Genomic DNA, 13,298 nt, shown 5'->3' with positions numbered 1-13,298 from the left:
GGCGTGCGCGGTAAGCGCTTGTGACTCGTGATCAGCGCGACGGCAGGAAGTCGCGAGGATTGAACGGCGTGCCCTTCTGACGCACTTCGAAGTGCAGTTTGACGGTGCCGTGAGAGTCGGTGTCTCCCATCTCGGCAATCTTCTGGCCCTTGGTCACGGCCGCACCTTCCTTGACCAGAACGGCGCGGTTGTGGGCATAGGCCGTCAGATAACCGTTGTCGTGCTGCACCATCACCAGATTGCCGTACCCGCGCAAGCCGCTGCCGGCGTACACCACCTTGCCTGCGGCTGCCGCGTAGACCGGGTCACCCGACTTGCCGCCGATATCGACCCCCTTGTTGCTGCTGCCATTGAAATTCGACAGCACGGGGCCGTCGGCGGGCCAGATCATCGGAATTTTGTTGGTTGCCGTGCGCGGCGCGACCGGCGCCGGCGCTGCCTTGGGCGTGGGCTGAGCCTTCGGGCGCGGTTTGGCGGTGCTCCCCGATGATGCGCCACCCGATGCCGCCGCCGGGGCGCTGGACGAGCCGGCCGGTGGCACGACGCGTAGTACCTGACCGACTTCGATCTTGTCGGCGTCGGTCAGGCCGTTCCAGCGCACCAGATCGGCCGTGCTGGCGTTATTGGCGCGGGCAATGCCATAGAGGGTGTCGCCCGACGCCACGCGATAACTGCCTGCGGGGACCGGACCGTACGTCGGCGAGCCTGCGCAGGCGGCCAGCGTGGCGCAGACGGCCAGACTGACGGCGTGCGCACGCCAGCGCGACCAGCCGATGCGCCAATTCGATAATTTGCGAACCGCAGGGACATCGCGTTTGTTACACAAATCGATGGGGTGAGGCGACGCGGCAAGCGGCGTCGGTACTTCAGGTTGCAACCGGGGCGGTCGCACGAGGTGAGTAGGCTCCATCCGTTGGCAGGTTATGGGCCCAGAGGCGGTCGCGAAGCACAGCAGGCAAGGCTGAGCGGGGGTGGCCGAAAGTTGCCTGAAGATCACTTCTGGCAGCACGAAAGGCGGGTCCGAGTGCGCGGCGACGGCATGAGCACGGTGCAAAACGCCCATTGTACGGGCTGCGAGACCCTCTCTGATCGTTGATCAACGCGCAAATTCCCTGCTATATACGAGAAACTGTTACTTAATATGCAGCATATTCCCAGTTGACAAGCGTGCCTTTGCCACGTATAAAACCAATTGCAGATTGTCAAGCCGCGAAGTTGTTGTCAGACGTAGTTTTCCTGCTTCTCGCTGGTTTCTAGTCCTTCATTTTCCCTTGATTGTCAGCGCTGGAGGGGTCATGTCGACCCCAGGCATTATGTTTATTAGGAAAAACATGGAAACCGGTATTGTTAAGTGGTTCAACGACGCTAAGGGCTTCGGCTTCATCACCCCGGACGCCGGCGGTGAAGATCTCTTCGCCCACTTCTCGGAAATCAAGGCAGACGGCTTCAAGTCGCTGGCCGAGAACCAACGCGTTTCGTTCGAAGTGAAGACTGGCCCGAAGGGCAAGCAAGCTGCGAACATCAAGCCGCTGTAATAGCGCTTGATACGTATTCGTGAGCGCCCCCGGTAACGGGACGCTCCACGGAAAAAACAGGCTCGATGACGTAAGTCATCGGGCCTGTTTGTTTTTCCGGATCGTCGATAGTGCCGATAGCCACTGAAACGCGCAGGACGTGCACGCGAACGATGCCACCGCAGCGGTTCGACGCTACAATGCCTGATCGTAATGTGTGAAGCATTTTTCCGAGGCAATCATGAGCCTGCAAACGTGGTGGCTGTACGTGGTCACCGTCTTCTTCGTGTCGGCAACGCCGGGCCCGAACATGCTGCTCGTCATGACGCATGGCGCGCGCCACGGATTACGGCCTGCTGCGGGAACCATGGCCGGTTGCATGACCGCACTCATCGCCATGATGTCGATTTCGGCCGCCGGTCTCGGTGCGGTGCTCAAGGCCTGGCCGATGGTGTTCGACACCCTGCGCTACGCCGGCGCCGCCTATCTCATCTATCTCGGCTACAAAAGCTGGCGCTCGCCGGTCGATACCCGTGACGCTGCCAGTCTGAGCGCCCCCGCCGCTGCGGAGGATTCCAGCTTCGGCAAGCTTTTCAAATCCGGCTTTCTAGTCGCAGCAAGCAACCCGAAGGCGATTCTGTTCGCCGCGGCATTCCTGCCGCAGTTCATCGACCCGGTCGCGGCCAAGCTGCCGCAGTTCTCGATTCTGCTCGGCACGTTTGCCGTCATCGAGATGAGCTGGTATCTGGTGTACGCCACGGGCGGTCTGCGCATTGCACCGTATTTGCGCGAAGCGCGCGTGCTCAAGGCCTTCAACCGGATCAGCGGTGGCGTGTTCATGGGGTTTGGTGCGCTGATGGCTGCGGTACACCGCTAAGCCGATTCCGCAGCGTAATCGCGGAACAGCAAGGTAAGTGGGGTGAAGGTGCTTTCGGGCACCCAAGTGTGGCGTGTGGGTACGGGGAGCAGTTTGCTCACAAGCCGATGCACTCAATATTTCCGGGCGATGGCCGTTAATCACGTGGTGCCACGTAACGTGTCGTCGAGTGCCGTGGAGTTCGTCTCGTCGCCGTCAGGCAGAGTCGCCCGGCCAGTCCCAAGGCTTAATTCGTACGGCTTGTGCGGTCGTATCGGGGATAAATAGAAGATCAGGTATGGAAACGACAGAACCGCAGCTGACGCCGCCGCCCACCGACGACGAGTCCCAACTGCACGACTCGTATCGCATCAGCAATCCGCTTGAAATCGGGGGCGTGTTACGTCACCTGGCCACGCGCGGCGACTTCATGACGGTGTATTTCGCCAACGGGCAGCGTCAGCTCGTCACCCGGCTGCTCAAGGTCGAACCGCAAGCCCGTGGCTTCTATTTCGACTGGGGCGGTGTCGAGACGGAAAACCGCGCACTGCTCGCCAACAAGCGCGCGCTGTTCGTCGGGGTACCGGAAGGCATTCAAGTGCACTTTCCGATCGGCGACATCGAAGAGCGCGAGTACGAAGGCTACCCGGCGTTCTATGCGTCGTATCCGGAATCGCTCGTGCGCTTGCAGCGTCGCGACTATTTCCGCGTGAAGACGCCGATCCTCGATCCGTACCAATGCACGGTCAAGTTCCCGGAAGACGCACCGCTGCGTCTGAACGTCTTCGATCTGTCGCTCGGTGGTTTGGGGCTGCGCACGCGTGCTGAAGTGGCCGCAGAGATTCCGAAGGGCTCGATGCTCATGCACGCCGAGGTCGAACTGCGCGACTACGGTACGGTGCAGGTCGATCTTGAGGTGTGCAATCTGCGCACTGTCCCGCTGCCGAAGGACGTGGAATATCACATCGGCTGCCGCTATATCGCGCTCTCGCGCACGGCCGAATCGCGTCTGCAAAAGCTCATCACCCAACTCGAACTGAACCGCAAGGCGTTCGCACGCGCCTGATGGCGTGTTGTTCGTGTGAGTGACACCGACGAGGCCCGATCCGCGGCCTCGTCGTTCAAATTCCCTTTCGCTTTGCTCGTCGATGCTCGTTGATGCTGGTCATGCCGGCGCGTGAATCCGCAATGCCGGGATGGCATGCAGCAGCCGCAACAGGTCGGCTTGCCGCCGGCACCCCGTCTTGTCGAAGACGTGGCGCAATTGCGTTCTCGCCGTGTTGATGGCCACCTTCGCGTCCATCGCGTACTGCGTCAACTCCGTCCCCTCCGCTAACGCCAGCGCCAGACGTGCCTCGGCGGGCGACAACCCGAACAGCACCTTCAGCGTGTAAGGACTCAACGACACGCGCCGGTCCAGCTCGCCGATGGTCAGCATGGTCATCGGGCGTTGCCACGGCGCAGCGCACGCGTGAGACTCACGCAACGGCAGCGCGGTCACGACCCAGTGCCGCTGATTCTCGCCGTGCAGACGATGGCTGCCGGCCACCGGCATCGGTGCCGTAGCTTGCGTGATCAGGCGCCGCAGCGCCCGCTCGTCGTTCGGCAGCAAGGCACCGAACTTGCCACTGCGGATCGCGATGTTCCTCGTTTCTCCCAGCAACTGGTGCGCTGCCGCGTTCAGATAGTGGGCATGCGCCGTGTCGTCGGTGATGATGACGGCGAGTTCCAGCTGATCGAGCACGGCCATGCCCATCGCAGCCTGCGCTTGCAGGTGCCGTGTGCCCGCGCGCAAGCGAGCGGCACGCGCGAGATGCTGCGTCAGAATTTCGAGTTCGGGGTCGGCGTCCGCGTCTTCAAACGGGACATGATCCGGCGAGCGCAAGATCGCCAGCAACTCGCTGGTGCCGTCGGCGCCTTCAAGATGCAGGCCGTACGTGTAGCGCACGCCGTTGGGAATTAGAAATTCGTTGAACAGTTCGCTGCGCGCAACGTAGCGGTCGCTCAAGTGATGGTGGCAACGCATCGCGTGGCCGATGGGCTGGCGCAGCATCAGGCTCACGCGCGGATCGGACGGCGCAAGCTTTTCCAGAAACTCGCGGATGACTTCCGGCGAGGTTTCCAGTGTGTGAGAGTCGCGTGTCGCGCAGTGGCGTGAGCGGTCCCAGGTGACCGAGTGGAAGCCCATGCCCCCCACCCACCGGTTGATGCCGCGCAGTGCCTCGTCCCAGCGAGCTTCGTCGAGCACCCCGTCGTAGCAGGTGCCGATCAACGCGTCGAGCGTCAACTTCCCCGTGTTCCCCGTGTCGTCCACTTCGGGACTCCCCTGGCCGCAGCCCCAGCCGTACGGCTACGCTCGTCACACGCAAAACAAGCTTAACGAGCCTGACGTACGTAATACCCCCGCAACGCATGCCTTCCTCGATCGGGATTTGGCACTTATAGAGCGTAGTCTGTCGGGGGACATGGCGGGCATCAATCGGGCATCACCCGTCCGTTGTTGCACCGCCACATTCCGGGAAATCCTCAGGGGCTCAAGTAACGCCGGGTGACGTCAGGCGGCGTCGGAGGCCTTGCCACGGGCTTCACGCGTGTCACCGGGCTCGCCAGCTTCACGCACGCCGTCGGGATACACGCGCACGAGCACGATGCGCGGGCCCTGCATCTTCTTGACGACGACCGAGAAGCCGTCGAAGTCGATCTTCTGGCCTTCGCGCGGCAGATAGGCGAGGGCGTCCATGATCAGGCCGCCCACCGATTCAGCGTGCTCGCTGGGGATATCCAGTCCCAGCGCGCGCTCGAGTGTCAGGATCGGCAAGCTGCCGCGCCCGATGAGCGTGCCGTCTTCCATGCGCGTCCAGTCGTCTTCCGTTTGACGGAATTCGTCGCGAATCTTGCCGACGAGTGCCGAGAGCAGGTTGTCGAGCGTGAGAAAGCCGATCGGTTTCTGATCGGGCCATCCGACGATGGCAAAGTGCGGTGCACCCCGGCGAAAACGCTGGAACAGCTCGCGCGCGGGCATGTCCGGCTTCACGCGCTCGACCGGCCGCGCCATGCTGCCGAGGTCCGCAATCGACTGGCCATGGTGTTCTGCGAGGAACAGATCTTTCAGGTGAATCACGCCGAGCACGGTTTCGCCGTCGTTATCGAAGAACGGATAGCGGCTGTAGCGGTGACGGTACGCCGTGTCCATGTTCTCGGTGAACGTCGCGTCGCGTCGAAACGCTGCCACTTCGCTCATCGGACGCATCAGGTCGGACACGGTCAGATCGCTGAAATCGATGGCGTAGGCCACCACGTTCCAGTCGTCGCGCGAGAGTTTTTCACTCGCCGCACCCCCGCGCACGATCAGCTTGATTTCGTCCGCAGAGTAATGCGCTTCGGCGCCGTGCGACGGGTCGAGACCTGTCCAGCGCAGCAGGCGGTTGGCACTGTGGTTCAGCACCCAGATCGCCGGGTACATCATCCAGTAGAAGCCGTAGAGCGGCGCAGCGGTCCACACCGAGACGGCTTCCGGCATGCGCAGCGCCATCGATTTCGGCGCGAGTTCGCCCACGACGATGTGCAGATACGAGATCGTGAAGAACGCGATGAAGAACGCCAGCCCGTGAATCAGCTCGGGCGAGGTGACGCCAATGGCGGCGAACAACGGCGTGAGGACGCGCGCGAAAGCCGGCTCGCCAATCCAGCCCAGGCCGAGCGAGGCGAGGGTGATGCCGAGTTGGCACGCTGAGAGGTAGGTGTCGAGTTGGCCGTGAACCTTGGCCAGGACACGCCCGCGCCAACCGCGTTGGCGGGCAATGATGTGAACGCGCGTCTGGCGCAGTTTGACGAGGCCGAATTCCGCCGCCACGAAAAAGCCGTTAAGAAACACCAGCAGGATCGCAGCGACGATCAGTAAGAAGTTTTCCAAAATATCCGAGATTAGACGACAGGCCCGACAGTATAAGTGACATTTGCAATGGACAATAAATATCCACGGAGTTCCCGTGTTTTGCCGGGTGATTCTGTGCGATTCGTGGGGCTTTCGCAGGGGATGCAAGCAAGTTGCCGTGACCCCGGTCGGGGCCGCGTGCCGGGCGTCAGGGAGCGGTGGCGGGCGCCGCTCAGGGCTGGTCGATCGCGCGCCAGCCCGGCATGGCGAAGGCTTCGACGAGGAAGTCGATCAGCGCGCGCACTTTGGCACTCAGGTATTTGCGGGTCGGGTAGACGGCGTAGATGCCGGTCTCGCCCTGCGTGTACTCGGGCAGAAACTCGATGAGCCGGCCTTCGCGCAACGCATCCTGCACGAGGAAAGCCGGTTGCAGAATCACGCCAGCGCCCGCTTCGGCCGCTGCGAGGCAGGTGTCGCCGTTGTCGGCGATCAGCCGGGCATGGGTTCGCACGGAAACCGGTCCGTCGGGGCCGTCGAAGCGCCACTCGCGACGATGCGAAAAGTAGCTGTAGCCGACGGTTTCATGATGGGCGAGCGCACTCGGATGCTGCGGGGTGCCGTGCTGGGCGAGATAGCCCGGTGACGCGCAGAGCACCATGCGGGTGCCCGCCAGCCGGCGATGCACGAGCGACGAGTCAGGCAGCCGCGTGATGCGGATGGCCAGATCGTAGCCCTCTTCGACGATATCGATCAGACGGTCGCTGAGCGTGATATCGAGCGAAACCTGCGGGTGTTGGGCCAGAAACGTCGGCCAGAGCGGCGCCAGATGGAGCACGCCGAAGGTGTGCGGTGCGTTGATGCGCAGCGGACCGGCGGGCTGCCCATCCTGCTCGCCGGCCATGGCGTCGGCTTCGTCGAGTTCGGAGAGAATCTGGCGGCAGCGCTCCACGTAACGCTGTCCGGGCTCGGTGAGTGACAGGCGGCGTGTCGTGCGTTGCAGGAGCCGCGTGCCCAGCCGCGCTTCAAGATCGGCGACGTAACGCGAGATGGCCGTCTTCGAGATGCCGAGCGCGGCGGCCGCCTTCACGAAGCTGCCTGACTCGACCACGGCGATGAAACACTCGATCTCGCGCAGTTTGTTCATGCCGGGGCGGGGCTCCTGAAGGTGACGGACCGATCGGTGGATCGGTCGGCAAACGTTGACCGCTATTGTGCCAGTGCCGTGACCTCTGCGAGTGACGGGGCGGCATTGCCGAACGCGAAGGCGTCCATGCGCAGCGCGCCGTAGGTCGCTCCGGTATCGAAATGCGTTTGTTTCGCCGCGTTGTCGGCAGCACCCAGCGCCATGTAGAGCGGCAGCAGATGCTCGTCGGTCGGATGCGCGCGCTCGGCATGCGGGGCGCGCGCGCGATAGTCGAAGAGCGCGTCGAGATCCATGGCGGCGAGATGCTCGGTGAACCACGCGACGAATTCAGCCAGATACGGGGCTTCCGCCCGATCCTCGGAGGGTGCGCGAAACACTTCGTGCAGGTTATGCGTGAAGCTGCCGGAAGCGACGATCAGCGCGCCGTCTTGCGCGAGCGGGGCCAACAACTGGCCGACGCGGTAGTGGTACTCGGGACGCATCTGCCGTTGCAGCGACAACTGCGTGACGGGCACGTCGGCATCGGGAAACAGATAGCGCAACGGCACCCACGCGCCGTGATCGAGACCCCATTGATCGTCGGTCGTGGCGGGCAGGTCGGCGGCGCGCAACATCTGCACGGTGCGCTCGGCGAGGGCGGGTGCGCCAGCGGCCGGGTATTGGAGACCGTACAGTTCGCGCGGGAAGCCCCCGAAATCGTGGATGGTGCGTTGTTGCGCGAGATTCCCGACGCGCGGGGTCGGCGTCGACCAGTGCGGCGAGATCACGAGAATTTCACGCGGACGCGGGACTGCACGGCCCAGCGCCGTCAACAACGGGCCGGTGCGACCGGGTTCGAGCGCAAGCAGTGGCGAACCGTGGGAGACGAACAGCGTGGGCAGGGCAGACATGACGATTTCTCCAGCAAAGCATTACGAGCATTACGAGCATTACGAGCATTACGCGGTGCGGGTGCGAGCGGCCGAACGAACCGACCAGGCGCCGTCACCCAGCAGGGCCACCACGAGCAGCGCGACCAGCCAGAACGCGGGGAATTCCCAGCCGCCGCCCTTGTTGGTGAACGCCCAGCCGTTGTGACCGTGCACGCTCACGATGGTGCCGAGCATCAGTGCGGCGAGGGGCAGAGCCGCCCAGCGGGCATAAAAGCCGGTAATCAGCATCAGGCCGCCGACGAGTTCGAGTGCCATCGTGACATACGCCAGGAAGGGCGGCAGACCCAGCGAGCCGAAGAACCCGACAAACCCGGGGATCGTGAACACGAACACTTTCAGCGACAAGTGGGCGAGGAACAGAATGCCCAGCGACACGCGCAGCAACAGCGCGGCGTACGGGGCGGTTTTGGTATCGATCATGACAGGCTCCAGCGAGGGAATCGGTTGTTGTTCAGCGCAACGTTTGGCTTGTCAGCACGACGTTGTGCTGACTTAGCCCCGATTCTAGGGAGTGCGATCGTCCAGATAAACGGGCACGGCCGGGATTGATTGTCCCTGCTGTGGGGATAATCGGCGCTCGGCCGTATCAGTAGGGGTGAGGCCGCCGATCAGATCGGCAGCCTCAGGTCGACATCGTGGGGATGGGGTCAGGCGGGAATCACAACGCGAGCGTCGTCGGGATAGCGTCGTCAGACAGACGTCACTGGGCCGGCGTCATCAGCCGGTCGAGCAACTCGATCCAGTGCTGGACCGGCGCGTGATCACGCGAATGTTCGCCCTTGGCGGTCGCCTGCAAATGGCAGATGCAGCCCACGTTGGCCGATACCACCAGTTCCGGATCGAGAGCGTCGAGCGACTTCCACTTGGCGTCGCGCAGTTGATGCGAGAGCACCGGCTGCGTTACCGAATACGTCCCCGCCGAGCCGCAGCAAATGTGGCTGTCCTGCGGCAGCATCACGTTCACGCCAACCTGCGCGAGCAGCTTCTCCACCACGCCCTTGAGCTGCTGACCGTGCTGCAACGTGCAGGGCGGGTGATAGGCAATCTTGCCGGTCTTCCGGTTCGGCATGCGGCGCTGCAACGCTTCCACGTTATCGAGCATGACTTCCGAGAGATCGCGCGCCAACTCGGAGACACGCTGCGCCTTGCCCGCGTATTGCGCGTCGTGGCGCAGCAGATGGCCGTATTCCTTGATGGTCGCGCCGCAGCCCGACGCGTTGATCACGATGGCCTCGGCACCCGCTTCGATCTCGGGCCACCAGGCGTCGATGTTGCGGCGCGCATCGTCGAGCCCGTCGTCGTGATAGTTCAGATGCAGGCGAATCGCGCCACAACAGCCGGCCGACGACGGACGGACCATCTCGATGCCGAGCGCGTCGAGCACGCGCGCCGTCGCCTTGTTGACGTTCGGCAGCATGGCGGGTTGCACGCAGCCTTCGAGCATCAGCATGCGGCGCGCGTGTTTGCCCTGCGGCCAACTGCCCGAGCGCTGACGGTGCGGCACCTTCTCACGCAGCGATCGGGGCAGCAGCGTGCGGAATTGCTGACCCAGACGCAGCGCCGGTGAAAACAGCGCGCGATTGGGCAGCACGTGGGCGAGCGTCCAGCGCAGCGCGCGCTCACTGGCCGGGCGGCCGACTTTCGCGTCGACGTGGCGGCGGCCGATTTCGGCCAGACGTCCGTATTGCACGCCCGACGGGCAGGTCGATTCGCAACTGCGGCAGGTGAGGCAGCGGTCCAGATGGCGCTGCGTTTCGCGCGTCACGGGCTGGCCTTCGACCATCTGCTTAATGAGGTAGATGCGCCCGCGCGGGCCATCGAGTTCGTCGCCCAGCAACTGGTAAGTCGGGCACGTGGCCGTGCAAAAGCCGCAATGCACGCATTTGCGAAGAATGGCTTCGGCTTCGTCGCCATCCGGTGTGTGGCGGAGGAATTCTGCGAGGTTCGTTTGCATCGTCTTTTAGCAGTACAGCCGGTGGCGGTTGAAGATGCGGCTCGGATCGAAAGCTTGCTGCAAGCGCTCGCCGATGGCTTGTATTGCGGCCGGTTGTGCGGTGAACACACCGGCCGACTTGTCGCCGTGGCGGAACAGCGTAGCATGCCCGCCTGTCGCTGCGGCAATGGCGCGCACTTCGGCAGCGCTGCGCGGTGTAATCCACCACCGTTGCGCACCGCCCCATTCGATCAACTGCTCATCGCCGTGCGCGAGCGGCGGCGTGGTCGGCGGTACCGACAAACGCCAGAGCGCTTCGCCTTGTGCGCCAATCGGTGAGCGTGCGAAGAACGGGTGCGTCTGTTCGCGCAGCGATAGCCAGAACTGCTGCGCTTCGATCACGTCGATCAGTTCGCCGCCCATGGCGCTGCGCGCGGCATCGATGGCGGCCGCCGCGCCGCCCAGACGCACGCTGAGCACGCCGTCGTGCCACGCCGAACCCATCAGCGGCAGCGGCTGGCCGCCCCAGCGATTGAGCTGATCGATGGCCTGCGCTTGCGGCATGGCATAGCGCAACGTAGCTTCGGCGACCGGTTGCGGCAGCACCTTGATCGAGAGTTCGAGCAGCACGCCGAGGGTGCCGAGTGCACCGGCGAGCACGCGCGAAACATCGTAGCCGGCTACGTTCTTCATGACCTGTCCGCCGAAGTGCAACACCTGTCCTTGTCCGTTCATGACCACGGCGCCCAGCACGAAGTCGCGCGGTGCGCCCACGTGCGGGCGGCGAGGGCCGGCCAGACCGGCGGCGATGCAACCGCCCAGCGTCGCGCCCGGGCCGAAGTGCGGCGGCTCGAAGGGCAGGATCTGGCCCTTCTGCGCGAGTGCGGCTTCGATGTCGGCGAGCGGCGTACCGGCGCGCGCGGTGATGACGAGTTCAGCCGGATCGTACGAGACGATGCCCGCGTAGGCGCGCATGTCGAGCGGCTCGCCTGATGGCGGCTGACCGTACCAGCGCTTGGTATTGCCGCCGTGAATGTCGAGCGGTGTCCCCGCAGCGGTGGCCGCGAGCACGCGTGCGCGGATGACGTCGAGTGCCTGCGCTGCATGGCGAGCGGCTTGCGTGTCTTGCGCAATCGGTGCGGCCGTTGCGCCCAACGCTTCAGTGGCGAGAGGGGAAATCGTAGGGGCCTGTGACATCAGAACCTCGGCAAATCAGGGTGCGGCAACAGGCCGTTACGCACGTGCATCTTGCCGTACTCGGCGCAGCGCGCGCGCGTGGGGATCGCCTTGTCGGCGTTGAGCAACCCGGCAGGGTCGAAGGCGCGCTTGATCGCGAAGAACGCATCGCGCTCTTCCGGCGAGAACTGCACGCACATGGAGTTGATCTTTTCGATACCGACGCCGTGCTCGCCGGTGACGGTGCCACCCAGTTCGACACAGGCTTCGAGAATGTCGCTGCCGAACGCTTCGGCGCGATGCCATTCGTCGAGATCGTTGCCGTTGAACAGAATCAGCGGATGCATGTTGCCGTCGCCTGCGTGGAAGACGTTGATGCAGCGCAGGCCGTATTGCCCTTCCATCGCTTCGATCCGCTTGAGCAGCGTGCCGATCGTGCGGCGCGGAATCGTGCCGTCCATGCAGTAGTAGTCGGGCGAGATGCGGCCCGCCGCAGGGAAGGCATTCTTGCGTCCTGACCAGAACCGCAGGCGTTCGGCTTCGGACGTCGACACCTGAATGCGCGTGGCACCGGAGGCGCGCAGCACCGCCGAGACGCGGGCGATTTCTTCGGCGACTTCTTCCGCGGTGCCGTCGGATTCGCTTAGCAGGATGGCCGCAGCGTTCAGATCGTAGCCCGCGTGGACGAACTCTTCGACGGCCTGCGTTGCCGGCTTGTCCATCATTTCGAGACCCGCCGGGATGATGCCCGCGGCAATGATCGCGGCCACGGCGTTGCCGCCCGCTTCCACGTCGTCGAAGCTCGCCATGACGACTTGCGCCACTTGCGGTTTCGGCACGAGCTTGACCGTGATCTCGGTCACGACGCAGAACATGCCTTCACTGCCGATAAACACGGAGAGCAGATCGAGGCCCGGTGAATCGAGCGCATGCGAGCCGAATTCCACGACGTCGCCATCCATCGTCACGGCACGCACGCGCAACACGTTGTGCACGGTGAGGCCGTATTTCAGGCAGTGCACGCCGCCGGAGTTCTCGGAGACGTTTCCGCCAATCGTGCAGGCGATCTGCGAGGAGGGATCGGGGGCGTAGTACAAGCCGTAAGGCGCGGCGGCTTCCGACACGGCGAGGTTGCGCACGCCGGGTTGGACGGTGGCTGTTCGCGCGTACGCGTCGACGTCGAGAATGCGTTTGAACTTCGCCAGCGAGAGCACGATGCCGTCGGTAATCGGCATCGCACCGCCCGACAATCCGGTGCCCGCGCCCCGTGGCACGACCGGGACCTGATGCGCGCGGCAGGCACGCAGAATGCGGCACACCTGATCTTCGTCCGACGGCAGGACCACCGCCAGCGGCAAGCGGCGGTAGGCCGCCAGACCGTCGCACTCATACGGCGTGATCTGTTCGCGGTCGGTGAGCCACAGGGCGTCGGGGACGGCGGCGCGCAAGGCCGCAAGCCTGGCTGCGCGCTGGTGCTCGTCGACTGCCGGGAAGACAGGTTCGGCCGACACGATGGGCAAGCCAGCGGCGTTGGCGGCACCGGCAGTGCCGGTCGGGGGCGTGTCGTGGCGAAGCGTGTCCGGCGCCGCCGGTCCGGCCGAGGCGGGCGGACTGCGTGTCGGTTGAGGATTCGAAGCCATGGGCGTCTCGTGCTCGAAGGGTCGTTGACGGTTATTATGTTCTATCTGGTCTACTGGTAGACTGGTCGACCAGTTGTCCGATGACGTCATCCTAAAGGGAATGGTCTTATTTCGACTACCGGGTTAACCCTTGGTTTGAGGGCAATTCCCAGTCAACCGCTTAGTGAGGACGTCCGGGGCGGCGCTGGCCTGCCCCGGCGCGAGTGCCATCCTGTATCGTTGCGTCTCT

The 13,298-nt window shown here is 64.0% G+C and carries 12 protein-coding genes; 3 read left to right on the top strand and 9 right to left on the bottom strand.

All coding sequences use genetic code 11. The annotated features are described in order from the left end of the window. Nucleotides 1–31: 31 nt before the first annotated feature. Nucleotides 32–775, bottom strand: a complete 744-nt coding sequence (locus tag CDV46_RS11785) for a peptidoglycan DD-metalloendopeptidase family protein (RefSeq protein ID WP_369597106.1) — start codon at nucleotides 773–775, stop codon at nucleotides 32–34. A 556-nt stretch (nucleotides 776–1,331) separates the two neighbouring features. On the opposite strand from CDV46_RS11785, the gene CDV46_RS11780 reads away from it, so the two are divergent. From CDV46_RS11780 to CDV46_RS11770, 3 genes are all read left to right on the top strand, one after another. Beyond that, nucleotides 1,332–1,535, top strand: coding sequence for a cold-shock protein (locus tag CDV46_RS11780; RefSeq protein WP_087691235.1), 204 nt, complete (start codon nucleotides 1,332–1,334; stop codon nucleotides 1,533–1,535). 220 nt (nucleotides 1,536–1,755) lie between these two features. Further along, nucleotides 1,756–2,391 carry a LysE family translocator gene (locus CDV46_RS11775; protein WP_087691236.1) on the top strand — a complete coding sequence of 212 codons (636 nt, stop codon included), beginning with the start codon at nucleotides 1,756–1,758 and terminating at the stop codon, nucleotides 2,389–2,391. 277 nt (nucleotides 2,392–2,668) lie between these two features. Next, entirely contained in the window at nucleotides 2,669–3,436 is a 768-nt protein-coding gene (locus CDV46_RS11770; protein ID WP_058375975.1) for a flagellar brake protein, read from the top strand. 99 nt (nucleotides 3,437–3,535) lie between these two features. Here the strand turns inward: CDV46_RS11770 and CDV46_RS11765 are convergent, their stop codons facing one another. The 8 genes from CDV46_RS11765 to CDV46_RS11730 form a co-directional block, all read right to left on the bottom strand. Then, on the bottom strand, nucleotides 3,536–4,684 hold the full coding sequence (locus CDV46_RS11765) for a hypothetical protein (protein WP_087691237.1): 1,149 nt from the start codon (nucleotides 4,682–4,684) through the stop codon (nucleotides 3,536–3,538). A 240-nt stretch (nucleotides 4,685–4,924) separates the two neighbouring features. Further along, nucleotides 4,925–6,283, bottom strand: coding sequence for a hemolysin family protein (locus tag CDV46_RS11760; RefSeq protein WP_087722624.1), 1,359 nt, complete (start codon nucleotides 6,281–6,283; stop codon nucleotides 4,925–4,927). A gap of 193 nt (nucleotides 6,284–6,476) precedes the next feature. Further along, nucleotides 6,477–7,388, bottom strand: a complete 912-nt coding sequence (locus CDV46_RS11755; RefSeq protein ID WP_087722622.1) for a LysR family transcriptional regulator — start codon at nucleotides 7,386–7,388, stop codon at nucleotides 6,477–6,479. A gap of 62 nt (nucleotides 7,389–7,450) precedes the next feature. Then, on the bottom strand, nucleotides 7,451–8,278 hold the full coding sequence (locus tag CDV46_RS11750) for a dioxygenase family protein (protein ID WP_087722620.1): 828 nt from the start codon (nucleotides 8,276–8,278) through the stop codon (nucleotides 7,451–7,453). A gap of 48 nt (nucleotides 8,279–8,326) precedes the next feature. Then, the gene (locus CDV46_RS11745; protein WP_087722618.1) at nucleotides 8,327–8,740 is read right to left on the bottom strand and encodes a DoxX family protein; all 414 of its coding nucleotides are present in this window, start codon (nucleotides 8,738–8,740) and stop codon (nucleotides 8,327–8,329) included. A 280-nt stretch (nucleotides 8,741–9,020) separates the two neighbouring features. Further along, nucleotides 9,021–10,274 carry a glycolate oxidase subunit GlcF gene (gene glcF, locus CDV46_RS11740; protein ID WP_087691242.1) on the bottom strand — a complete coding sequence of 418 codons (1,254 nt, stop codon included), beginning with the start codon at nucleotides 10,272–10,274 and terminating at the stop codon, nucleotides 9,021–9,023. Between the two features lie 6 nt (nucleotides 10,275–10,280). Further along, nucleotides 10,281–11,450 carry a glycolate oxidase subunit GlcE gene (gene glcE, locus CDV46_RS11735; RefSeq protein WP_087722616.1) on the bottom strand — a complete coding sequence of 390 codons (1,170 nt, stop codon included), beginning with the start codon at nucleotides 11,448–11,450 and terminating at the stop codon, nucleotides 10,281–10,283. Further along, nucleotides 11,450–13,069, bottom strand: coding sequence for an FAD-linked oxidase C-terminal domain-containing protein (locus tag CDV46_RS11730; protein ID WP_254916020.1), 1,620 nt, complete (start codon nucleotides 13,067–13,069; stop codon nucleotides 11,450–11,452). The genes glcE and CDV46_RS11730 overlap by 1 nt, the downstream gene beginning before the upstream one ends. Nucleotides 13,070–13,298: the final 229 nt, after the last annotated feature.

It is taken from the genome of Pandoraea sp. PE-S2T-3, assembly GCF_002179965.1.
Classification (GTDB): Bacteria; Pseudomonadota; Gammaproteobacteria; order Burkholderiales; family Burkholderiaceae; genus Pandoraea.
The sequence above is the reverse complement of the archived record's forward strand: the minus strand, read 5'-3'. Positions and strand labels throughout refer to the sequence as shown.

Coding starts and splice junctions, on each gene's coding strand:
- CDV46_RS11780 (WP_087691235.1), top strand. CDS start 1,332: ATGGAAACCGGTATTGTTAAGTGGTTCAACGACGCTAAGGGCTTCGGC.
- CDV46_RS11775 (WP_087691236.1), top strand. CDS start 1,756: ATGAGCCTGCAAACGTGGTGGCTGTACGTGGTCACCGTCTTCTTCGTG.
- CDV46_RS11770 (WP_058375975.1), top strand. CDS start 2,669: ATGGAAACGACAGAACCGCAGCTGACGCCGCCGCCCACCGACGACGAG.
- CDV46_RS11755 (WP_087722622.1), bottom strand. CDS start 7,388: ATGAACAAACTGCGCGAGATCGAGTGTTTCATCGCCGTGGTCGAGTCA.
- CDV46_RS11750 (WP_087722620.1), bottom strand. CDS start 8,278: ATGTCTGCCCTGCCCACGCTGTTCGTCTCCCACGGTTCGCCACTGCTT.
- CDV46_RS11745 (WP_087722618.1), bottom strand. CDS start 8,740: ATGATCGATACCAAAACCGCCCCGTACGCCGCGCTGTTGCTGCGCGTG.
- glcF (WP_087691242.1), bottom strand. CDS start 10,274: ATGCAAACGAACCTCGCAGAATTCCTCCGCCACACACCGGATGGCGAC.
- glcE (WP_087722616.1), bottom strand. CDS start 11,450: ATGTCACAGGCCCCTACGATTTCCCCTCTCGCCACTGAAGCGTTGGGC.
- CDV46_RS11730 (WP_254916020.1), bottom strand. CDS start 13,069: ATGGCTTCGAATCCTCAACCGACACGCAGTCCGCCCGCCTCGGCCGGA.